Raw genomic sequence first — 21,847 nt, 5'->3', positions numbered from 1 at the left:
CGACCATGGCCAATGACATCGTGAACGTGGAACCCGACGACTCCCTCAAGACCTGGGGCTGGGTCAGCTACGTGCTGCACCTGATCGTGGCCATCGGCGCGGTCGTGCCGGGCGCGCAGGCCTCCGTGCTGCTGCTGCTCATCGCCCTGCTGATCGATTTCGTGAAGCGCGACGACGCAGCCGGCACCTGGCAGGCCTCGCACTTCAGCTGGCGCATCCGCTCGGTGCTGTGGGCCGGCCTGCTGTACATCGTCACCTCGTGGCTCTGGCTGCTGTTGTTCGTGCCGGGCTGGATCGCCTGGAGCCTGATTTCGCTGTGGTTCCTCTACCGGATCGTGAAGGGCATGATCCGGATGAACGACGGCCGTCCCATGGAACCCAAAGATGTCATCTGATCCGAACTGCGTCTTCTGCAAAATCATCGAAGGCAAGATCCCCTCGCGCAAGGTCTACGAAGACGACGACCTGTTCGGTTTCCATGACATCTCGCCCTGGGCGCCGGTGCATTTCATGCTGGTGCCGAAGAAACACATCGCCTCGATGGCGCAGCTCACGCCCGAGGATTCGGCGCTCATGGGCAAGATCATGACGCTGGCCCCCCAGCTGGCGCTGGAGCAGGGCTGCCGGCCCTATCCGGACGGCGGCTACCGGGTCGTCGTGAACACCGGCGCCGAGGGCGGGCAGGAGGTTCACCATCTCCATGTGCACGTCATGGGCGGCCCCCGCCCCTGGCTTCGCGGCTGAGTAGGGCCTGCCCACGCCATGCAAGGGGTCGCGAAGCTCGCCACAGCCCGCCCATCAAGGCGCGTGACGCCGTGCGTGCGTCCGCACGCACAAGGAGCGCAACGCCGAGGGGCGGGCTGTGGCGAGCTTCCCTCCGGGTTGCTTCGCAAAGGGGCCGTCTGCGGCGTTGCCCGCACTTGCAAGGCACGAGCCTTGCTGCGCGCGGGCGCCTTGCAGCCAGCCCCTTTGCGAAGCAACGCGACCCCTTGCATGGCGTGGGCAGGCCCCAATTAAGCCAAACTGTCACATTCCCCCCGACTAAAATCGGACACATTCTTAGGAGTTCTCCATGGGTTCTTTTTCCATCTGGCACTGGCTGATCGTGCTGCTCGTCGTGGTCATGATCTTCGGCACCAAGAAGCTGCGGAACATGGGTTCGGATCTCGGTGGCGCCGTCAAGGGCTTCAAGGACGGCATGAAGGACGGCTCGGCCTCCCCTGACGCCTCCGCTGCACCGGCCCCCACGCAGCAAGTGACCGGCCAGCCGGCCAACAGCGACAAGTCGACGATCGACGTCGAAGCGCGCCAGAAGTCCTGAGCACCGCAGGCACACATCCGTGATCGACCTCGGCATTGAGAAGCTGGCGCTCATCGGCGTCGTGGCGCTGATCGTGATCGGGCCGGAGAAGCTGCCGCGCGTTGCACGCACGGTGGGCGCCCTGCTCGGCAAGGCGCAGCGCTACGTGAACGACGTCAAGGCCGAAGTCAACCGTTCGATGGAGCTCGACGAGCTTCGCAAGATGAAGACCACGGTCGAGGACGCGGCGCGCGACGTGGAGCACAGCATCCACACCGGCGCCAGCGAGTTCGAGAAGCAGTTTTCCGGCGCGTCCGGCGACACCCTGTCGGCACTGGCCGAGCCCGAGCAGGCGGTGCCCGAATACAGGCACCCCCGCAAGAACTGGCGCCTGAAGCAGGGCGCCACGCCGAACTGGTACAAGGCGCGCAACGGCGTGCGCACCAAGGCGCTGTCGGGCGCGGCGCGGGTCGCCCGCTTCCGCCCCCACAAGATCAACTGACGCACGCGCACGCCCCGCGGCGTTCCCGGGCGCCCCGTGCGCCTGTGTCTTCTCCCACGCTTTCTCCTCTCCCATGGCCGATTCCGACAACAAGAACAAAGAAGAAGACGAGCTGGCGGGCACCGAGCAGCCGTTCGTGCAGCACCTGGTCGAGCTTCGGGACCGGCTGCTGTACTGCGTCTATGGCCTGGTGGTCGCGGGCGTGCTGCTGGCGATCTGGCCCGGCCCGGGCGGGCTCATGGACATCATCGCCATGCCGATCCGCGCGCACATGCCGCCCGATGCCAAGCTGATCGCCATCGGCGTGTTCTCGCCGTTCTTCGTGCCGCTCAAGGTGCTGATGATGGCGGCCGTGCTGCTGGCGCTGCCCTGGCTCATGTACCAGGCCTGGATGTTCGTTGCGCCGGGCCTGTACAGCCACGAAAAGCGCTTTGCGCTGCCGCTGATCTTTTTCGGCAGCGCGCTGGCCTACGGCGGCATCGCCTTCGTGCAGCTGTTCGTGCTGGACAAGATGTTCGGCTTCATCCAGAAGTTCACGCCCGCGGCGGTGGCGGCCACGCCCGACATCTCGTCGTACGTCGAGGCCATCCTGTCGCTGTACATCGCCTTCGGCGTGGCCTTCCAGGTGCCGATCGTGGTGATGCTGCTGGTGCGCTTCGAGATGGTCACCATCGAGAAGCTGCGCTCGTTCCGCGGCTACTTCATCGTGATCGCCTTCGTGGTGGCCGCGGTGCTCACGCCACCCGACGTGGTCTCGCAGCTCGCGCTGGCGGTGCCGATGTGCCTGCTGTACGAGGTGGGGATCATCGGGGCGCGCTACTTCGCAGGAACGGGCAAGGCGCCCGAGGGTGAAGAAGAGGGCGCGGGTTCGGGGTCTTCCGGCAGTTCCTGATCCGCCGGATCGATCGGCTCCTGCCCCAAAACAAAAGCGGCCCGAGGGCCGCTTTTTTGTTGCTGTCCGATCTGCGGCCGGAGCCGCTGTCGTTTTTTGCCTATTCGTTGTTCGGCAACTGCTGCCGGATCGGGCTCTTCGGCCGCAGCCCCGGCGTCACGTCCAGTTCCATCTTGTCGGTGCCGCGCTGCAGCGCGAAGCGTGCCGTGTCGCCCGGCTTGAGGCCGGCCACGGCGGTCAGCAGGGCCTGCACGCTGTCGGTCTTCTTCTCGCCCACCGAGGTGATCACGTCGCCCGGGCGGATGCCGGCCTTGGCGGCGGGGCCGTTCTGCAGCACGCCGGTGATGATCACGCCGGCGTCGGCCTTCACGCCGAAGGTCTCGGCCAGTTCGGGCGACAGGTCGCTCGGCTCGACGCCGATCCAGCCGCGGCGCACCTGACCTTCCTTCACGATGCCCTCGAGCACGATCTTGGCCATCGACACCGGAATGGCGAAGCCGATGCCCATGCTCCCACCCGAGCGCGAGTAGATGGCGGTGTTGATGCCCTGCAGGTTGCCGTTGACGTCGATCAGCGCGCCGCCCGAGTTGCCGGGGTTGATGGCCGCGTCGGTCTGGATGAAGTTCTCGAACTGGTTGATGCCCAGCTGGTTGCGCCCCAGCGCCGAGACGATGCCGCTGGTCACGGTCTGGCCCACGCCGAAGGGGTTGCCGATGGCCAGCACCTGGTCGCCCACCAGCAGCTCGTCGGAGTTGCCCAGCACGATCACCGGCAGCTTGTCGAGCTCGATCTTGAGCACGGCCAGGTCGGTGTCGGGGTCGGTGCCGATCACCTTGCCGCGCGCGTGGCGGCTGTCGTTCAGGGTGACCTCGATTTCGTCGGCGCCCTCGACCACGTGGTTGTTGGTGAGGATGTAGCCGTCGGTGCTCACGATCACGCCGCTGCCCAGGCCCACCTGGGGCTGGTCCGCCTGGTCGCCGAAGAAGAAGCGGAACCAGGGGTCGTTGCTGCGCGGGTGGCGCTGCGCGGCCTTGCTGGTGTTGATGCTCACGACCGCCGGCGAGGCCTTCTTGGCCGCCGCGCTCAGGCTGCCCGCGGCGGGCACGGCCGGCGCGCCGCTGGGCGCTTCCACGATGGACACCACGCCGCCCAGCGAGGTCGAGCGCTTGTGGATCCACTCGGGCTTGAGCGTCGCGACGACGAAGTAGGCCGCCAGCAGGACGGTCACGGCTTGGGCAAAGAGCAGCCAGGTGCGTTTCATGAAAGCTTGAAGAAAGAGCGTTGGAAAAGCGCTGAAAGACGGCGCCGGTTGCAATTGTCCCTCAACCGGCCTGGCGCCATAGACCGCGCGGCAGGGTCGAGATTGCGCGGCCTGCGGGGCGTGAATACGGGCTAACCCTTAGTATCGGCAGGCGATCCGACCCGGATCGCCCCCTCAGGCCTTCCGCGCCGCCCACCCGGCGGACGCGGCCAGGCGATCCCTTCGTCGGCGTGCCACGCTCTGCCCCTATCCGGTTCAAGGCAGGCGAGCGGCCACGATACCCCTGCTGCCATGACCTCAGAAGCTACCTACACGGACGGCGCCACGCCCGCTCCGGCGCGCACGCTCGATGCGCGCGACTACAAGACCCTGGCCCTGTCCGCACTCGGCGGCACGCTCGAGTTCTACGATTTCGTCATCTACGTCTTCTTCGCGACCGTGCTGGGCGCGCTGTTCTTTCCCGCCGACATGCCCGACTGGCTGCGCCAGCTGCAGACCTTCGGCATCTTCGCCGCGGGCTACCTCGCGCGGCCCGTGGGCGGCATCGTCATCGCGCACTTCGGCGACCTGCTGGGGCGCAAGCGCATGTTCACGCTGTCGATCTTCCTGATGGCGGCGCCCACGCTGGTGATCGGCCTCTTGCCCACCTACGCCAGCATGGGCGTCGCGGCGCCCCTGCTGCTGCTGGCGATGCGCGTGCTGCAGGGCGCGGCCATCGGCGGCGAAATGCCCGGCGCATGGGTGTTCGTGGGCGAGCACGTGCCGGCGAAGCGCTACGGCTTCGGCATCGGCACGCTGACCTCGGGCATCACCGGCGGCATCCTGCTGGGCTCGCTGGTGGCCGTGGCCATCAACCGCCATTACTCGCCGGAGCAGGTGAACGACTTCGCCTGGCGCATTCCCTTCATCCTGGGCGGTGTGTTCGGGCTGTTCTCGGTCTACCTGCGCCGCTTCCTGCACGAGACGCCGGTCTTCAAGGAGCTGGCCGGCCGCAAGACGGTCGCCCGCGAGCTGCCGCTGCGCACCGTGCTGCGCGAGCACCGCCTGGCGAGCGTGTACGTGGGGCTGCAGACCTGGGTGCTGTCGGCCGCGATCGTCGTGGTGGTGCTGTACACGCCCACCTACTTGCAGAAGGTGCACCACATCCCGGCGGCGCTGGCGCTCGAAGCCAACGCGCTCGCCACGCTGACCCTGACCATCGGCTGCGTGATCGTCGGCTGGGCCAGCGACCGCATCGGCACGCGCGCCGTGATGCTCATCGGCTGGGGTGGCCTCTTTGCCACCGCCTACCTGTTCTACACCGGGCTGCCCGGCACGCCGGCCACGCTGTTCTGGCACTACGGGCTGGTGGGGCTCTTCGTGGGCACCATCGCCACCGTGCCGATCGCGGGCGTGCGGGCATTTCCGGCGCCGGTGCGCTTCACGGGGCTTTCGTTCGCCTACAACATGTCATATGCCGTCTTCGGCGGCCTGACGCCGGTGATCCTCACGCTCTGGCTGCAGCACGACACCATGGCGCCGGCGCACTACGTCGCCGCGCTGGCGGCGCTGGGCTTCCTGCTGGCCCTGTGGCCCCTGGCCGCACGCGGCCACCCGATGCGCGATGGCGCGCCGGCCGCAGGGAGCGCGACAATGTCGCGATGAGCACCACACGCCACGAACTGCTTCACGCATTCGACCTGCTGCTGGCCCCCGGGCGCTTCAAGGATTACGGACCCAACGGCCTGCAGGTCGAAGGGCGCACCGTGGTCCGCAAGATCGTCTCGGGCGTGACCGCCAGCCGCGCGCTGATCGAGGCCGCGATCCACGCCGAGGCCGATGCCATCTTCGTCCACCACGGCCTGTTCTGGCGCGGCCAGGACGGCTGCGTCACCGGCTGGATGAAGCAGCGCCTGGGCCTGCTGCTGGGTGACGACGTCAACCTCTTCGCCTACCACCTGCCGCTCGACGCGCACCCCGAACTGGGCAACAACGCGCAACTCGGCCTGCAGCTGGGGCTCGTGGCCCATCCGGGGTCGGCCGGGCGCTTCGGCGAACAGGAGCTGGGCTTCCTGGGCGCACGCGAGAACGGTGAGAACTTCGCCAGCGCCAAGGCCCTGGCGACCCATGTCGAGAAGGTGCTGAAGCGCCCCGTCACGCTGGTCGATACGGCCCACCGCCCGATCAAGAACATCGCGTGGTGCACGGGCGGTGCCCAGGGCTACTTCGAGGCCGCCATTGCGGCCGGCGCCGACGCCTTCATCACCGGCGAGATTTCCGAGCCGCAGGCGCACTACGCCCGCGAGCTGGGCGTGGCCTTCCTGGCCTGCGGCCACCACGCCACCGAGCGCTACGGCGCGCAGGCCGTGGCGGCCCATGTGGCGGCGCAGCTCGGGCTGAAGCACGAGTTCATCGACATCGACAACCCCGCATGAAGGCACCGATCGCGATCACGCTCGGCGACCCGGCCGGCATCGGCCCCGAGATCATTGCCAAGGCCTTCCGCGACGCGCCCGACGCCGTGCGCGGTGCGTTCGTGGCCGGTGACGTCGGCACGCTGCGACAAGCCTCGCAGGCGCTCGCGGCGCCGGGGCGGCTGGCGTGGCCTGTCGTGGAGATCGGCAGCGTCGCTGAAGTGGTTGCCGTGCCGCCGGGGTGCATCCCGGTGCTCCAGGTGATCGTGCCGCCGAACAGCATCGTGCAGGGGCAGATCAGCGCAGAGGCCGGCCGCGCCGCCGGCGACTGCGTGGTGTGGGCCGCGCGGGCCGCGTTGCGCGGCGAGATCTCGGCCCTTGTCACCGCACCGCTGCACAAGGAAGCGCTGGCCGCGGCCGGCTTTCCGTACCCCGGCCATACCGAGCTGCTGCAGGCCGAGGCCGCCGCCCACCTGGGCCGCACCGTGGCCGACGTGCCCGTGCGCATGATGCTGGCCAACGACGAGCTGCGCACCGTGCTCGTGAGCATCCACATGTCGCTGCGCGACGCCATCGAGGCCGTGCGTTTCGACGGCGTGCTGGACACGCTGCGCATCACCCATCGCGCCTTGACCCACGCACTCGGCCGGCCGCCGCGCATCGGCGTGGCCGGGCTCAACCCGCACGCGGGCGAGGCCGGCCTGTTCGGTTCGGAAGAGCGCACCGTCATCGCGCCGGCCATCGAGGCCGCGCGCGCCGAGGGCATCGATGCCCAGGGGCCCCATGCGCCCGACACCGTCTTCATGCGCGCGCGCGCCAAGGCCGGCGTGCCGTCCAGCGGCGAGTTCGACGTGGTGATCGCGATGTACCACGACCAGGGCCTGATCCCGGTCAAGTACCTCGGGGTGGAGAAGGGCGTGAACGTGACGCTCGGGCTGCCGCTGGTGCGCACCAGCCCGGATCACGGCACGGCGTTCGACATCGCGGGCCAGGGCGTGGCCGATGCCTCGAGCCTCGTCGAGGCGCTGCGCATGGCGCGAACGCTGGCCGGCGCCTGAACGCGCGGCCAGTAAGAAAAGCTCAGGGACGCTTCAGGCTGTCGCGGATCTCGCGCAGCAGCGTGATGTCTTCCGGCGTGGCGGCCGGCGCTGCGGGCGCGGCCTCTTCGGTCTTGCGCAGCTTGTTGATCTGCTTGACCATGATGAAGATGATGAAGGCGAGGATCACGAAATTGACAGCAATCGTGATGAAGTTGCCATACGCCAGCACCGGCACGCCGGCCTTCTTCAACTCCGCCAGCGTGTTCGTCACGCCCGGCGGCACCGTGCCCAGGATCACGTAGAGGTTCGAGAAGTCGAGCTTCCCGAACACCATGCCCACGAGCGGCATGATGATGTCGGCCACGAGCGAGTCGACGATCTTGCCGAACGCCGCCCCGATGATCACGCCGACGGCGAGGTCGATGACGTTGCCCTTGACGGCAAACTCCTTGAATTCACTGAGGATGCTCATGATTCAGAAAGGGTGCTGAAGACCTGCTGTTGAAAGGGGTGCCAGTATGCCTGTGGAAGCGGGGGGCCAAGACGGGCGGCGCCTCGGGTGATGCGGGACCGCAACTCAGGAATGACCGCTGGCGGCTCCTGCTTGGAACGGACGGAGGGTACCCAGTCTCCGTAGCTAAACCTTGCCGACTACGCTTTGGAACGTCTTGTTTCCAATTTCGCGGGATGGGTAGAACCAGCTGGATACGCCGTGTTTTGCTCTCGAAAAGAAGGCAAAACGGCGCAGTGCGGGCATTCCGGAAGCATCCTGGAACGCAGGCAAAGCCCCATTGACAGTGCACTGCACTGGTACGATGAGAGGGGAGCAGTGGGGAGCGGCCGCGCGAAATCGACCTTCAAGACTTCTGTCTGTCAGAGCGCATTCACCCTGGGTGCGCCAGATTCTTGCGTGACCCCGCGATGAATTCTGCACCTTTGTTGCCTGAATTTGCCAGTTTCAGCGCGACTATAGCTGTTCAAATTTTTACATAAATGGTGCCGCGTAGTGGCGGCGATCACAAGTGTTTGAAAAAGAAGCGCGATACAAAAGAGCGGATGTGCGAGCCTCGCATGCCTGCGGGAATTGCCGTTCTTTCGCCGCTTCGTTGTTGATACGACTGACTGACTGACTTTCAAGGGACCTGAATTGAGAAGAGATGCGAAAGCCCTCGCGTGGGTAGCGCTTGCTGGCGCGGTGTTGCTCCAAGGCTGCGCCGTGGTGCCCGGCATGGGTTCGGTGGAGCCTTACGAAGCAGGCGGCGAGTTGCCGTCGCAGTTCCGCTACCTTCCCGATGAAGCGCCTGAAGGCGAAATCACCCCGATCTCGCTGGCGCTGGTGCGCACGCTGGCGGAGGTGTCGCCGAAGGGGGTGCCGCCTGAGGTGCAGGCGCTGTTTGGTAAAGGGGCGCGCTACACCATCGGGTCGGGCGATGTCGTGGGCGTGATCGTGTACGACCACCCCGAGTTGCTGCCCAATGCGGGTGCTGTGATTTCACAATCGGCTGACCCGACTGGCGTGCAGGTGGCGCCAGGCTTCATCGTCGATGCGGATGGTGAGATTGCTTTTCCCTACATCGGTCGTGTGCGCGTGGCCGGGCTGAGCGAAGGTGACGCTTCTGACTTGATCGGCAAGCTGCTGCGGCCGCATGTTCGCGACCCGCAGGTGACGGTGCGTATCCAGTCCTTCCGAAGCCGCCGCGCTTATGTGGAAGGCGAAGTGCGCACCCCGGGGTCGCAGATCTTCACTGACGTGCCCATGACGCTGAACGAAGCGATCAACCGCGCCGGAGGCATGACGGCCAATGCCAATCGCTCGGCGGTCACGCTCATTCGCGATGGCCGTTCCGTCCCGATCGATATGACACGGCTGCGTGAGGCTGGCTACGACGGGAACAACATCCCACTGAAGAACGGTGACACCGTCCGCGTGGCGCATCGGGAGGATTCCAAGGTCTTTGTGATGGGCGAAATCATGGCGCCTGTTGCCTTGTCCATGCGCAGCAACGGCCGCTTGAGCTTGAGCGAGGCCCTGGGCGAGGCTGGTGGTCCGATGACGACCACCTCCAATGCCGGCCAGATCTACGTGATTCGCCAAGGCGCGACCGGTGCGCCGGCTATCTTCCATCTGAACGCCAAGAATCCAGCGACGATGGCGCTGGCGAGCCAGTTCCGACTGCAGTCACAGGACGTCGTGTATGTAGACCCGGTGCCGCTGGTCAAGTGGAACCGTGTGGTCAGTCTGATCCTGCCGTCGGCACAGGTGGTCAACAACGCCAGCGAGGTTTACGTCAGACATCGCTAATTGAGTCTGGACCCGGGCCGAGTTTTTTGAGGTTTGCGTCACGGGTCTGACTGCTCTTGAAGTCAGCAGCCGCGAATGCGGTGTGGCGGCATGACTCTTGATCGAGTCTGTCGCCAATTTTTCGTCTCCAGTGCTTTCAATATGCAAGTCATTCAATCAACTCAACCTATCGCGATCATCGGCCTCGGCTACGTGGGCCTTCCCCTCGCTGTGGAATTTGGCAAGAAGCGTCGGGTGGTCGGCTTCGATATCAATGCCAAACGCATCACGGAGCTGCAGGGTGGACACGATCACACGCTCGAAACCACCAGCGAAGAGTTGAAGGCCGCGACGCAGCTGGCATTCACGTCGCATGCTGATGATTTGCGTGACTGTGCTGTTTTTGTCGTGACCGTGCCTACGCCGATCGACAATGCGAACCGTCCCGATCTGACGCCGCTGGTCAAGGCCAGCGAAACCGTCGGCAAGGTCATGTCGAAGGGGGCGATCGTCATCTTCGAATCAACGGTCTATCCCGGTGCGACAGAAGAAGTGTGTGTGCCGGTGCTGGAAAAATTCAGCGGCAAAAAATTCAATGTCGATTTCTTCTGCGGCTACAGCCCAGAGCGGATCAACCCCGGCGACAAGGTCAACACGCTCACAAAGATCAAGAAAATCACGAGTGGCAGCACGCCCGAGGTGGCCGATGTGGTGGATGCGCTCTACAACGAGATCATCGCGGCAGGCACACACAAGGCCGCTAGCATCAAAGTGGCCGAGGCCGCCAAGGTGATCGAGAACACACAGCGCGACCTGAACATCGCGCTGGTCAATGAGCTGTCGGTGATCTTTGAGCGCCTGGGCATCGACACGCTAGACGTGCTCGAGGCCGCTGGCAGCAAATGGAATTTCCTGCCGTTCCGGCCGGGCTTAGTGGGAGGCCACTGCATTGGCGTGGACCCGTACTACCTCACGCACAAGGCGGAGCAGGTCGGCTACCACCCGCAGGTCATATTGGCCGGGCGCCGCATCAACGACAACATGGCGCGCTACGTGGCCCGCAACACCATCAAGCTGATGCTGAAGAACGGCATGGACGTGCCACGTTGCCGCATCGGTGTGTTGGGCATCACCTTCAAGGAAAACTGCCCGGACATCCGCAACAGCAAGATCGTCGACATGGTTCGCGAGTTCGAGGCATGGGGTGCCTCCGTAGAAATAGTGGACCCATGGGCGGACGCCGAAGAGGTGGCCCGTGAGTACGGCCTTCAACTCGGCCAGGTCGATGCGGACCACCCGGTCGATGCGCTCGTCGTTGCCGTAGGCCACAACGAATACCGCCGCGCAACCATGACCGAACTGCGCACCCTGTGCCGAGGCGAACAGCCCGTGCTGGTCGACGTCAAGAGCCTGTTCAGCACCAAGGAAGCCCGCGACAGCGGCTTCTCCGTGTTCCGCCTGTAAGCCAATCCCCGTTTCTTTCTCGACATGAAAAACTTTGCCCTCATCGGCGCTGCCGGTTACATCGCTCCGCGCCACATGCGTGCCATCAAGGACACGGACAACCATCTGGCGGTGGCCTACGACATCAACGATTCGGTCGGCATCATCGACAGCATCTCGCCGCAAAGCGAGTTCTTCACCGAGTTCGAGCGCTTCTACGAACACGCGCAGCAGCTCAAGCGCAACCCCGCGACCGCACTGGACTATGTGTCGATCTGCAGCCCCAACTACCTGCACCATCCGCACATTGCGGCGGGCCTGCGCCTGGGTTGCGACGTGATCTGCGAGAAGCCCCTGGTGCCCACGCCGGACCTCGTCGACGAACTGCAACGCGTTGAAAAGGAAACGGGCAAGCGCGTCTTCAACATCCTGCAGCTGCGCCACCACGAAGCCATCCTGAAGCTGCGCGACAAGGTGGCAGCGGCACCCGCGGACACCAAGTTCGACGTCGAGCTGACCTATATCACCTCGCGCGGCAAGTGGTACATGGAAAGCTGGAAGGGCGACAACCGCAAGTCCTTCGGAGTGGCGACCAACATCGGCGTGCACTTCTACGACATGCTGCACTTCATCTTCGGCAAGCTGCAGCGCAACGTGGTGCACTACAGCGGCACGGCCAAGGCGGCGGGCTATCTCGAATACGAACGTGCGCGCGTTCGCTGGTTCCTGTCCATCGACGCCAACGACCTGCCGGCCGACGTGAAGGGCAAGAAGACCACCTTCCGCAGCATCGACGTCAGCGGCGAGAAACTTGAGTTCTCCGAAGGCTTCACCGACCTGCACACGGTGAGCTACAAAGAAATTCTGGCCGGTCGCGGTTATGGCCTCGAGGATGCGCGCCACTGCATCGAAACCGTCAACGTGATCCGCAGCGCCACGCCCGTTCAGGGCGAACAGGGCGAAGTGCATCCGTTCGTGCGGCAGCTGGCCTGACGCCCCGCGAGACCGGCATGGCATACAAAGCCCACCCCACCGCGATCGTCGATGAGGGTGCCCGCATCGGCGACGGCACGCGCATCTGGCACTGGGTGCATGTCAGCGGGCAGGCATCCATCGGCGAAGGCTGCTCGCTGGGCCAGAACGTCTACGTCGGCAACGACGTGACCATCGGTCACAACGTCAAGATCCAGAACAACGTCAGCGTCTATGACGCAGTCACTCTGGAAGACGATGTGTTCTGCGGACCGAGCATGGTCTTCACCAATGTCTACAACCCGCGCTCCGCCGTCACGCGCAAGGACGAATACCGCCGCACCCTAGTGAAGCGCGGCGCGACGCTGGGCGCTAACTGCACCATCGTGTGCGGCAACACCGTGGGCGAATACGCCTTTATCGGCGCCGGTGCCGTGATCAACAAGGACGTGCCGGCCTATGCGCTCATGGTCGGCGTGCCCGCCAGACAGATCGGCTGGATGAGCGAATTCGGCGAGCAACTCGCGTTACCGCTGCAAGGCGCAGCCGAAGCCATTTGCGCGCACACCGGCGCGCGCTACGTACTCGACGGCAATGCCGTGACCAAGTTGGATGCCAAGACGCCATGATTGAATTCATCGACCTCAAGACCCAGCAAGCCCGCATCAAGGACCAGATCGACGCGGCGATTCAGCGTGTGTTGGCGCATGGTCAATACATCCTTGGGCCTGAAGTGGCCGAGTTGGAAGAGAAGCTGGCGACCTATACCGGCGCCAAACATTGCATCACCGTGGCTAATGGCACGGATGCTTTGCAGATCGCTCAGATGGCGCTTGGCATCGGGCCGGGCGATGAAGTCATCACACCGGGTTTTACGTACATCGCCACTGCCGAGACGGTGGCGCTGCTGGGCGCCAAGCCGGTGTACGTGGACATCGATGCGCGCACCTACAACCTAGACCCGGCGCTGCTGGAGGCTGCGATCACGCCGCGGACCAAGGCTATTGTTCCGGTGAGCTTGTATGGGCAGTGTGCGGATTTCGACGCGATCAATGCCATTGCCGCTCGGCATGGGATTCCCGTGATCGAAGATGCGGCGCAGAGTTTTGGCGCTACCTACAAGGGACGCAAGAGTTGCAATCTCAGCACGATTGCGTGTGCGAGCTTCTTTCCGAGCAAGCCGCTGGGGTGCTATGGGGATGGTGGGGCGATCTTCACCAATGACGACGAATTGGCGAAGGTGATGCGGCAGATCGCGCGGCATGGGCAGGACCGGCGGTACCACCACATTCGGGTGGGAGTGAACAGCCGGTTGGATACCTTGCAGGCGGCGGTGCTGCTGGCGAAGCTGGAGATCTTCGATGACGAGATCGCCAGCCGGCAGCGGGTGGCTGCGGAATACGGGCGATTGCTGGGGGAGGGTGGGGGCGCTGCTGCCGCCACTGTGGCGCCTTATGTCGAGCCGCACAACCAGAGTGCTTGGGCGCAATACACGGTGCGCATCGCTGACCGGGAAGGTGTTCAGGCGCGGATGAAAGAGGCCGGGGTGCCGACGGTTGTGCATTACCCGATTCCGTTGAACCAGCAGCCGGCGGTGGCGGATGAGGGGGTCAAACTCGCCGTCGGTGATTCCGTGGCCCAAGAGGTGCTGAGTTTTCCAATGCACGCATATCTGGACGGATCGATTCAAAAAGAAATCTTTGCCGCGCTAAAGACTTCGATCTTTTCCGCAAAGAATTGATTGCTGGAACGACGAGTTTCCGAGTCTTGAAAACTGCCAATCAAATGAATTCTTGCAGCCTCGACGCTGTGGTTTAGAAGTAAGAGCGACCGTGCATATATTGTTCATTCCGTCCTGGTATCCAGTCTCTCGCAGCGATGTCGGCGGGAGCTTTTTTCGTGAGCAGGCGCAGGCACTTCATAAACAAGGCTGCCAAGTCGGCGTCATTTATCCTCATTTCAGTTCTCTTCGGAATGGGATGTTTGCTAAAGAGAAGCACGGCACCCCGGAATTTGAAATTGACGAAGGCGTTTTGACCTATCGATCCTATGGGAAAAATTGGTTTCCCCGTTTCCCTGCTGGAATAAAGAAGTTATGGGAATATTTCGGGATCCAACTTTTTGAAAAATATATAAGGACGCATGGATTGCCCGAAATTGTGCATGTGCATTCCATGCTGTACGCAGGCGTTGTTGCCCTCAGAGTCAAGTCGCGCTACGGAATTCCATATGTTGTCACCGAGCACAGCTCGGCCTTCGCGCGCGGGGGAGTGAATAATTCAAGCCTTCGGATCGCTGAAAAAATCCAGCATGGAGCGGCACAGGCCTTTTCGGTGTCGAAGAGCTTTTCAACCAATTTGGATAAAAGGCTTCCTAGGGGAAATGCGCCTTGGGGCGTCGTTCCAAATATCGTGAGTCAAAAATTCGTTGACGCACCCATAAGAAAAATAAAGGATTCCCAAGGTTTTGTATTTCTCAACATCGCGTTGATGAGTAAAAACAAGAACCAAAAAAATATCATCAAGGCTTTTGCGAAATACTTTTTGGAGAGCGTCCATGTCAGCTTGGTGATTGGTGGGCACGGAAACGAAATGAACGCGCTGAAGGCGCTAGCGGAAAACCTGGGTGTAGCTGCTCGCGTGAAATTTCCCGGGATGCTGTCGCGCTCCCAAGTGCTCGAGGCGATGAGCACGGCCGATGCATTTATCTTGTCCAGTGACTACGAGACGTTTGGGGTTGTTCTGGTTGAAGCGCTCGCCTTGGGAAAACCCGTCATCGCGACGCGATGTGGAGGACCTCAATCCATCGTGGAGGAAGGAGATGGAATCCTAGTCGATGTGGATGACGTGGATGAATTGGGGCGAGCCATGGTGCGGCTCAATACCGAATATTCGATATTCAATCCGCATGAGATACGGGCGAGATGCATTGAGCGTTATAGCGAGCCTGTGATTGCAGAATATTTAATTAAAACCTATACCTCGGTAATCTCAAAAAATCCGAACTCGTCGCGATCTTTGAATGAATTATCAGTTGCTTGAAATGAAGCCACTTCCCAAAGTTTCGATCATCATACCCGTATTCAATGGCGCCAACTTCTTGCGTGATGCCATCGAATCCGCACTAGCGCAAGATTATGAGAATATAGAAATAATTGTAGTCAACGATGGTTCGAACGATGCCGGTCAAACAGAGGCGATTGCTAGGGAATTTGCTGACAAAGTAACCTATTATTCAAAGCCCAATGGCGGCGTGTCCACGGCGCTGAATCTAGGCATCGAAAAAATGACTGGCGACTATTTTTCCTGGCTCAGTCATGACGACTTGTACGCTGTAGATAAAGTAAAGAGCCAGATTGATTTGCTGTCAGGCCTGCCCAGCTCGGAGCGTGTGATTGCTTATAGCAACTATCAGACCTTTTTTGTTGACCGACAAGAGTTGAAAGAAACACGACTCGACAAGACGGCGCCGCATTGTTTTCGATATCAGGTCGCCACAGACAACAGGATTCACGGTTGTTCTCTTCTTATTCCTCGTAGTGCATTTTTGGAGCACGGATTTTTTAGCGAAAAATTGCGCGCCACCCAAGATTATGACCTCTGGTTCAAGTTTTCCGAGAGCTACACATTTGTTCATTCGCCGAAACCGCTGGTCATCGGCAGAGTTCACGGTAGCCAAGTTGGCGTCCGCATGAAAGAGATGGTTTTCAAGGAAAACGTAGCGTTCAGAAAAAAGTGCTTGGACGAATTGACGAGTGAGGAAGTGATCGCCGCGACTGGAAAAACAAAAAGCTTGTCCTATGCAATTTTGGTTGAAAAGTTCCTGCGAAAAGCTTTACTTCCCGTTGCCTTTCACGCGTTCAAGATTTCCCTGAAATGTTTGCCGAATGACGGCATCCAAAGTGCCCTTCGCTGGCCGTTTTATTTTTTCAGATCAGCATCGATTGGCTCGGCTTTTTTTGTCTATTCCTTGCTCGCGAAAATGCGTGCCCGCTAAATGAGGGGAAATGTCGCTATTTATTTGTGCAGAGATTGCTGAGTTCACGTCGCGGAAAGTAAATCGCCGCTGTAGCATGGCCAAGTATTCACTAGTATGAAAGTAAAGAACGCCATCGGGTTTGCAGTCGGGCCTTTTGCTGTTGCATTTTTCAGTCTATTGACTGTTCCAATCGTCGCTTGGGTCTTTTCGCCTGAGGATGTCGGCCGCCTGAACATCTTTCAGGTCACGGTTTCATTTCTTTTGCTTTTTTGCTCGTTGGGGCTTGATCAAGCGTTTATTCGTGAATACCACGAAAATGACGAGAAGAATTCTTTATTTAAGAATTGCGCAATTCCCGGATTTTTTTTGCTGCTTGTCGCGCTTCCGTTGGGCTTGGTTTTCGAGCGGCAGATAACCTCCCATCTGTATGACTCGGAGCACATTGGGTTTTACTTATTGACATTCGCAGCTGCGATTGTCGGCTATTGTTCTAGATTCTTGTCGCTGATTCTCCGGATGCAAGAGCGCGGGTTGGCGTACTCGATGAGCCAAGCAATGCCCAGGGCATTTCTTTTAGTATTGCTCGGCCTCTTGGCTTTGCTTCCGATTTCGAAGAATTTTCTTGAACTGCTTTGGGCCTATTTCCTTTCGATGGCCTTCGTGCTGCTTATCTACATATGGAATACGCGATCGCAGCTGCGCGTGGCGTTCCAGACGAAGCTGAACGGCCTTGAAGTCAGGAAACTCCTTAAATTTGGATTGCCACTCATCGTCTCCGGCGTCGCCTATTGGGCCGTAAATGCGGCAAGCACTTTCATGCTGCGCGGATTTTCGGATCTCGGACAATTGGCTATCTATTCTGTTGCCGTCAGCTTCGCCGGCGTTGCGGTTCTTGTGCAATCGATCTTCTCCGTCATCTGGACCCCTCTGGCATTCAAGTGGCAAGCAGAGGGGGTTGACATGAAGAGAGTCGACGTGGTCAGCCAACAGGTGCTAGCGCTCATTTGCATTGCACTCGTGTTCTGTGGTGCGTTTGTCTGGATCGCGGACTACTTATTGCCTCCGATTTATGCAAGCGTGAAATACCTGATCGTCTGCTGCATTATTCAGCCGCTGCTCTACACCCTGTCCATAGTAACCAGCGTTGGAATCGGTATCGCGCGAAAAAACATGCTCTCGGTGCTCGCGACGGTCACTGCACTCATGGCAAACCTTGGAGCGGGATTCTTGCTTATTCCGAAATGGGGCGCGCCAGGAGCTGCCATAGCTAATGCCTTTGCTTTTTACGTTATGTTCATCATGAATACGGAGGCATCTGCTCGTGCTTGGAGAAATTTCCCACGACTTCGAATTTATGCTTTCACAGGGCTGGCCGTTTTGTTCTCGATCCTGACGTGCGCTTTTGCCTCAGGCCTGCCGTTTAGTTTCAGCATTCTGTGGGCGCTGGCCATACCCTTTGTAGTTCGGCTGTTTAAGCCGGAATTGGTCAGCATTTGGGATTTATTTCGAGCCAAGAAGCACGGATTGGCTCGATCTTGAGCTATTCGATCAATGATAAATCGCAACGGGATTGATTAAAATTCATCATGCTGGGCGACAAAAATAGAAGCTTGTTTTTCACGGGCTTTGTGATAATTATTTTTAAGCGGCCGCTGCAATATTTGTTGGGCGAATTACGGCTGCCTATTCTGGCTGCGGGCATTGGCTTGTGCGTGCTGGCTTCTCTTTTTATCTTTAATGAATTTCGCTTTGGAAAAGATGGTGTATTGCTGCAGCTTTTGCTTGCGGCCATATTTATTTTGCACGGCTTGCTTGCATTCGCCGGGGTAACAGCGAGCAGGTCGCTGTGGTTTTCAGGCTTGGCTCGATTTTTTGGTGGCGATTTTGTTTCTTCATTATTGCAAAGATGGGGAGGCATGGAGACTTTTGAAAAGAATTATATTTGCAATAATTTTCCATTGAGTGCGCGCAGACGTTTCTCCAGCTTTCTTACTATTTCACCAGCTTTGGGTTGTCTCCGGTATTTGGCGAATACAAATCCTATTCTTTGATTTTTGGCGGCTATTTCAATTCGAGCGATTTCCTCGCTAACGCCAGTTTTTGTTTCTTTTATTTTGATTGCTTGCGTTCGAAAAGATCTGGTGCATTCCCGTATTTATGGATTGCCTGTGTCAGGCCGCGCTGGTGGCTGAGGTTTTGATCGTTCAATTGAGCGCCGAAGCATGAAAGCCTTTTTTTGCGACGGCAAGTTTTTCCTCGTGGCCTAGTTGCAGCGGATTTTCGCCCCTTGCTGCAGCGGAAGTTTATTGTGGATCGTGATGATTGAACTCAGGATTGGTGACGATTGCAGCACATTGAATGCTCGTTGCTGGGGCGTGTGTTTTCTGACGGCGCTGATGAAAAGCTGATATGAATTATTGTAGTCGCCGATGATTGCATCATCCAACCATTGGCGAGCATCTGATGCGGATAAAAAGTCGCAAAAAAAGCGATGCCGGTTTGGGTATTATTTATTTTCTTGATTAGGACTGGTGTTTATGAAAGTACTCACTGTGATTGGTGCACGCCCTCAATTCATCAAGGCTGCGGTAGTTTCTCGTGCGATCAGAGAAACTAGGGGCGATATTGAGGAAGTGGTCGTCCATACAGGCCAGCATTACGACGCCAATATGTCGGATGTATTTTTTGATGAGCTCGAAATTCCACGTCCCGCATATAATTTGGGAATAGGCGGAGGCACTCACGGACAGAACACCGGTCGCATGCTCGAAAAGCTCGAAGAATTGATGTTGATCGAGCAGCCCGATTGGGTGTTGGTGTATGGCGATACAGACAGCACCTTGGCCGGGGCGCTGGCCGCGAGCAAATTGCACATTCCCGTGGCGCATGTCGAAGCGGGATTGCGATCATTCAACCGTCGCATGCCGGAAGAAATTAACCGAATTCTGGCGGACCATGTTTCCACCAAGCTTTTTGCGCCTACAGAATTAGCATTTGACAATCTTCGCAACGAAGGCGTCCCCCGCGAGAAGATTGAAATGGTGGGCGATGTCATGTGCGATGCCGCTGCCTTTTACAAGCGTCGCGCGCGCAAGCCGATCTGGTTCGACGATCTAGGATTGAAAGTTAGTGCTTTTGTGCTGTGCACGGTGCATCGCGCCGAAAACACCGATGATCCAATCCGCATGCGAGGCATCCTTGAAGGATTGCGTAAGTCCGAAACGCAGGTCGTATTGCCTCTTCATCCCCGGACGCGGGGAAAGCTGAAGCAAATCGGCTTGATGTTGCCAAGCAACGTACAAGCGGTTGACCCCGTGGGCTATTTGGAAATGATCTGGCTCGAGGCGAATTGCAGGCTCGTAGCCACGGATTCGGGTGGCGTGCAGAAGGAAGCCTATTTCAATCAAAAGTACTGCGTGACGCTTCGGGAGGAAACGGAGTGGGTCGAGCTGGTGCAAGCGGGGTTGAATGATGTGGTCGGCTCCGACTCTGAAAAAATTGCTGCGGCGTTGCGGTCTCACCGTGAATTCGCGTCTCAGAGCCAGTTTTATGGAGACGGCAAGGCGGCGAAAAAAATTGTGAGTAGCTTCTTCAGTGCCGAGGTTGGCACAGAAGCCATTGCAGGCGACGGCGTCTAGGATTGAAATGGACGACTACATTTTTTTTAGCAAAAGCAATTGGCATGAAGCGCCACGGCTTCGCCATCAGGTGGCCGGCCTGATTCGGAGATTCGGAGGAAGAATATATTTCATCCAGAAGCCAGCATTTGTTTGGCAGAGCCGAGTTAAGAGCGACATCGAGCAAGTCGAAAATAATCTGGTTCTCGGAAGGACCCGCCAATTGATACACCATCAGCTGCGGGTTGTTCCGGTGCTGGCATGGCTGAATGCGTTGATCGAGAAAAAAAGTATCCAAACCTTGATGGGCAAGATTCCCACGAAAAATTCGATTATTTTGAATTTTAACTATGACTACTATTTTCTGCGGGAAATCTTTCCGGAGAATAAAATCATCACGATCATCAACGATGACTTCGTAGCGCAGTCCAGGCTTTTTTCGGGTCGCCATGCCAAGAGGAGCCTCGGGAAAACGTGCTTGGCGAGCGATGTGGTGTTGACCGTGTCTTATCCGCTAATGAAGCAGACGTCCGAATGGTGCTCGCCGGAATTGTTTTTTCCTTGGGCGGATGTGGAATACAAGGAGCCGGTGCACAATGCCGAAAGAAATTCGGTGCTGTTGTGGGCCCATATCGACAATCGGGTCGATTTCGACCTGCTGAGGCAGTCTGTCTCTCTGCGGCCAGATGTAGTTTTTTATCTTGTGGGGCCGCAGGCGGCCAACGTCAAGGATCAGGTCTCGCAATTCGAGTTGCTTCCGAACGTGGTAATCGTCCCTTCGGCAAAGCTGGAAGAGTTGCCGCTGGAAAAATTTTTCGCGGCGATCATTCCTTACAGGAATAATGTCGCCGATATCGAGGCAGTCACGATGTCGAACAAATCGCTCCAATTGATGTCACGCGGGTTGCCGATTGTTGCTCATGGCATGCCCTCTTTTTACGAGCACACGGCCATCGTCAAGGCAAATGATGTGGATGGCTTTGTGGCCGGGATGGATTACTTCCATCAGAATTTTTCGGTTTTGCAGGAATCGATAGAAAGTCTTGTGGCGAATAACCAGCCTGAAAGCAGATTTGAGTTTATGAAAAATATTGTGAACAGAATTGAGGCAAGGATTTAAATATGTTCAACGACCGAAATTTATTGATCACCGGGGGCTCGGGCTCTTTTGGAAACGCCGTCCTCAAGGGTTTTCTAGACACCGACATCGCCGAAATCCGCATCTTCAGCCGCGACGAAAAAAAGCAGGATGACATGCGCAAGCGCTACAACCATCCCAAACTCAAGTTCTATATCGGCGACGTTCGCGATTCGCGCAGCGTAAGTTCCGCCATGCGCGGTGTGGACTACGTCTTCCACGCAGCCGCCCTCAAGCAGGTGCCTTCCTGCGAGTTCCACCCGATGCAGGCGGTGCGCACCAACGTGCTCGGCACCGAAAATGTGCTCGAAGCGGCGATTGCCGCGGGCGTCAAGCGGGTGGTGTGCCTGAGCACCGACAAGGCCGTCTATCCCATCAACGCCATGGGCATCAGCAAAGCCATGATGGAAAAGGTGATGGTCGCCGCCAGCCGGAATCTGGAGAGCACCAACACCGTCATCTGCGGCACGCGCTACGGCAACGTCATGGCCTCCCGCGGCTCGGTCATCCCGTTGTTCGTCGAGCAGGTGCTGGCGGGCAAGCCCATTACCGTGACCGACCCGTCCATGACCCGCTTCATGATGACCCTGGAGGACGCTGTGGAACTGGTGCTGCATGCCTTCGAGCACGGCAACAACGGCGACATCTTTGTGCAAAAGGCGCCTGCCGCCACGGTGCAGGTCCTGACCCAAGCCATCCTGGAACTGATGGGCAAGCCGGATCACGAAGTGCGCGAAATCGGCACCCGCCATGGCGAGAAGCTCTATGAAGCGCTGCTGAGTCGGGAAGAAATGGCCTGTGCCGAAGACCAGGGCGATTACTACCGCGTGCCGCCGGACGGCCGCGACCTGAATTACGCCAAGTTCGTGGAACAAGGTGAGAAGCGCATTACCCACAGCTCCCACGGCGAAGACTACAACTCGCACAACACCACCCGTCTCGATGTGGAGGGCATGAAGGAGCTGCTGCTCAAGCTCGACTTCATGCAGCGCATTGCGCGGGGTGAGTCGGCCGAGATACAGGATTAAGA

At 59.3% G+C, this 21,847-nt stretch carries 22 protein-coding genes; 20 read left to right on the top strand and 2 right to left on the bottom strand.

The genetic code is table 11. The features are described from left to right. The first annotated feature begins 5 nt into the window (after positions 1 to 5). From AC1RAA_RS14950 to tatC, 5 genes are all read left to right on the top strand, one after another. A complete protein-coding gene (locus AC1RAA_RS14950) occupies positions 6 to 395 on the top strand; it encodes a DUF4870 family protein (RefSeq protein WP_056572726.1) in 390 nt (129 codons plus the stop codon). Continuing rightward, the gene (locus AC1RAA_RS14945; protein WP_070059922.1) at positions 385 to 744 is read left to right on the top strand and encodes a histidine triad nucleotide-binding protein; all 360 of its coding nucleotides are present in this window, start codon (positions 385 to 387) and stop codon (positions 742 to 744) included. The genes AC1RAA_RS14950 and AC1RAA_RS14945 overlap by 11 nt, the downstream gene beginning before the upstream one ends. Before the next feature lie 328 nt (positions 745 to 1,072). Next, positions 1,073 to 1,321 (top strand): Sec-independent protein translocase subunit TatA, encoded by a 249-nt coding sequence (tatA, locus tag AC1RAA_RS14940; protein ID WP_070059921.1) that lies wholly within the window; start codon positions 1,073 to 1,075, stop codon positions 1,319 to 1,321. 19 nt (positions 1,322 to 1,340) lie between these two features. Then, positions 1,341 to 1,802 (top strand): Sec-independent protein translocase protein TatB, encoded by a 462-nt coding sequence (gene tatB / locus AC1RAA_RS14935; RefSeq protein ID WP_062471652.1) that lies wholly within the window; start codon positions 1,341 to 1,343, stop codon positions 1,800 to 1,802. Positions 1,803 to 1,875: 73 nt separating this feature from the next. Then, entirely contained in the window at positions 1,876 to 2,694 is an 819-nt protein-coding gene (gene tatC / locus AC1RAA_RS14930) for a twin-arginine translocase subunit TatC (RefSeq protein WP_492728462.1), read from the top strand. Between the two features lie 100 nt (positions 2,695 to 2,794). Here tatC and AC1RAA_RS14925 read toward each other — a convergent pair whose 3' ends face one another. Then, entirely contained in the window at positions 2,795 to 3,955 is a 1,161-nt protein-coding gene (locus AC1RAA_RS14925; RefSeq protein ID WP_062473641.1) for a S1C family serine protease, read from the bottom strand. A gap of 291 nt (positions 3,956 to 4,246) precedes the next feature. Between AC1RAA_RS14925 and AC1RAA_RS14920 the strand changes: the two genes are divergently transcribed. From AC1RAA_RS14920 to pdxA, 3 genes are read left to right on the top strand one after another with little or no spacing between them, the layout of a single operon-like run. Continuing rightward, positions 4,247 to 5,599 carry an MFS transporter gene (locus AC1RAA_RS14920; protein WP_492728464.1) on the top strand — a complete coding sequence of 451 codons (1,353 nt, stop codon included), beginning with the start codon at positions 4,247 to 4,249 and terminating at the stop codon, positions 5,597 to 5,599. Then, positions 5,596 to 6,369: a Nif3-like dinuclear metal center hexameric protein gene (locus tag AC1RAA_RS14915; RefSeq protein WP_062473645.1), complete on the top strand. Its 774-nt coding sequence runs from the start codon at positions 5,596 to 5,598 to the stop codon at positions 6,367 to 6,369. The genes AC1RAA_RS14920 and AC1RAA_RS14915 overlap by 4 nt, the downstream gene beginning before the upstream one ends. Then, complete coding sequence (pdxA, locus tag AC1RAA_RS14910; protein ID WP_492728466.1) at positions 6,366 to 7,406, top strand: 4-hydroxythreonine-4-phosphate dehydrogenase PdxA; 1,041 nt, start codon at positions 6,366 to 6,368, stop codon at positions 7,404 to 7,406. The genes AC1RAA_RS14915 and pdxA overlap by 4 nt, the downstream gene beginning before the upstream one ends. Positions 7,407 to 7,428: 22 nt before the next feature. Here pdxA and mscL read toward each other — a convergent pair whose 3' ends face one another. Beyond that, positions 7,429 to 7,860: a large conductance mechanosensitive channel protein MscL gene (mscL, locus tag AC1RAA_RS14905; RefSeq protein ID WP_062473649.1), complete on the bottom strand. Its 432-nt coding sequence runs from the start codon at positions 7,858 to 7,860 to the stop codon at positions 7,429 to 7,431. 756 nt (positions 7,861 to 8,616) lie between these two features. Between mscL and AC1RAA_RS14900 the strand changes: the two genes are divergently transcribed. The 12 genes from AC1RAA_RS14900 to AC1RAA_RS14845 all read left to right on the top strand — a co-directional run bounded on the left by AC1RAA_RS14900 (position 8,617) and on the right by AC1RAA_RS14845 (position 21,845). Beyond that, complete coding sequence (locus AC1RAA_RS14900; protein ID WP_492729810.1) at positions 8,617 to 9,690, top strand: polysaccharide biosynthesis/export family protein; 1,074 nt, start codon at positions 8,617 to 8,619, stop codon at positions 9,688 to 9,690. Positions 9,691 to 9,831: 141 nt separating this feature from the next. Next, positions 9,832 to 11,133 (top strand): Vi polysaccharide biosynthesis UDP-N-acetylglucosamine C-6 dehydrogenase TviB, encoded by a 1,302-nt coding sequence (gene tviB, locus AC1RAA_RS14895; protein WP_492728468.1) that lies wholly within the window; start codon positions 9,832 to 9,834, stop codon positions 11,131 to 11,133. 24 nt (positions 11,134 to 11,157) lie between these two features. Further along, the gene (locus AC1RAA_RS14890; protein WP_492728470.1) at positions 11,158 to 12,105 is read left to right on the top strand and encodes a Gfo/Idh/MocA family protein; all 948 of its coding nucleotides are present in this window, start codon (positions 11,158 to 11,160) and stop codon (positions 12,103 to 12,105) included. A 17-nt stretch (positions 12,106 to 12,122) separates the two neighbouring features. Then, on the top strand, positions 12,123 to 12,713 hold the full coding sequence (locus AC1RAA_RS14885; RefSeq protein ID WP_492728472.1) for an acyltransferase: 591 nt from the start codon (positions 12,123 to 12,125) through the stop codon (positions 12,711 to 12,713). Further along, the gene (locus AC1RAA_RS14880) at positions 12,710 to 13,825 is read left to right on the top strand and encodes a DegT/DnrJ/EryC1/StrS family aminotransferase (protein WP_492728474.1); all 1,116 of its coding nucleotides are present in this window, start codon (positions 12,710 to 12,712) and stop codon (positions 13,823 to 13,825) included. Before AC1RAA_RS14885 ends, AC1RAA_RS14880 begins: the two co-directional genes overlap by 4 nt. 91 nt (positions 13,826 to 13,916) lie before the next feature. Next, positions 13,917 to 15,125, top strand: coding sequence for a glycosyltransferase (locus tag AC1RAA_RS14875; RefSeq protein ID WP_492728476.1), 1,209 nt, complete (start codon positions 13,917 to 13,919; stop codon positions 15,123 to 15,125). Beyond that, positions 15,106 to 16,080 (top strand): glycosyltransferase, encoded by a 975-nt coding sequence (locus AC1RAA_RS14870; RefSeq protein WP_492728478.1) that lies wholly within the window; start codon positions 15,106 to 15,108, stop codon positions 16,078 to 16,080. The genes AC1RAA_RS14875 and AC1RAA_RS14870 overlap by 20 nt, the downstream gene beginning before the upstream one ends. A 96-nt stretch (positions 16,081 to 16,176) precedes the next feature. Further along, entirely contained in the window at positions 16,177 to 17,601 is a 1,425-nt protein-coding gene (locus tag AC1RAA_RS14865; protein WP_492728480.1) for a lipopolysaccharide biosynthesis protein, read from the top strand. A 47-nt stretch (positions 17,602 to 17,648) separates the two neighbouring features. Next, on the top strand, positions 17,649 to 18,113 hold the full coding sequence (locus AC1RAA_RS14860; RefSeq protein ID WP_492728481.1) for a hypothetical protein: 465 nt from the start codon (positions 17,649 to 17,651) through the stop codon (positions 18,111 to 18,113). 486 nt (positions 18,114 to 18,599) lie between these two features. Beyond that, positions 18,600 to 19,700, top strand: a complete 1,101-nt coding sequence (gene wecB, locus AC1RAA_RS14855; RefSeq protein ID WP_492728482.1) for a non-hydrolyzing UDP-N-acetylglucosamine 2-epimerase — start codon at positions 18,600 to 18,602, stop codon at positions 19,698 to 19,700. Between the two features lie 7 nt (positions 19,701 to 19,707). Then, positions 19,708 to 20,799 carry a glycosyltransferase family protein gene (locus tag AC1RAA_RS14850; protein ID WP_492728483.1) on the top strand — a complete coding sequence of 364 codons (1,092 nt, stop codon included), beginning with the start codon at positions 19,708 to 19,710 and terminating at the stop codon, positions 20,797 to 20,799. Between the two features lie 2 nt (positions 20,800 to 20,801). Beyond that, positions 20,802 to 21,845 carry a polysaccharide biosynthesis protein gene (locus AC1RAA_RS14845; protein WP_492728485.1) on the top strand — a complete coding sequence of 348 codons (1,044 nt, stop codon included), beginning with the start codon at positions 20,802 to 20,804 and terminating at the stop codon, positions 21,843 to 21,845. The last annotated feature ends 2 nt before the right edge of the window (positions 21,846 to 21,847 follow it).

Source organism: Variovorax sp. GW823-FHT04F07 (assembly GCF_058795995.1).
This window is presented reverse-complemented; position numbering and strand designations above follow the sequence as displayed.